Raw genomic sequence first — 279 nt, forward strand, 5'->3', positions numbered from 1 at the left:
ACATTGGAACACAAGTGACGCTCACTTCTAAGTAACTGTTCAAGTTGAAGTAGGCTTTTGCTACTCCATTTTTGAATACGTGAATAGGCGAGCATGCCCGAGAGTGCGGCGACCATGCCTGCCATAGTCGGAATCGTCGCCATTGAAATACCGGCTGCCATTAAGCGTGGCTGTGCGCTACCTTGAGCGGCCAGGGTGTCAAATACTGTGATCATACCGGTGACCGTTCCAAGCAGTCCCAGCATGGGACATAAGCTAAGTAGGCACTTCAACAAGTTT

Annotated in this window: 1 protein-coding gene; it reads right to left on the reverse strand. The window is 49.8% G+C overall.

Features of this window, described 5'->3' with window-relative positions; all coding sequences use genetic code 11:
• The coding region (locus A3774_RS16070) for a MotA/TolQ/ExbB proton channel family protein (RefSeq protein WP_231868007.1) at window positions 1-215 on the reverse strand (215 nt) is incomplete at its 3' end.
• Window positions 216-279: the final 64 nt, after the last annotated feature.

Origin of the sequence: Neptuniibacter marinus (assembly GCF_001597725.1) — a bacterium.
Lineage (GTDB): Bacteria > Pseudomonadota > Gammaproteobacteria > Pseudomonadales > Balneatricaceae > Neptuniibacter > Neptuniibacter marinus.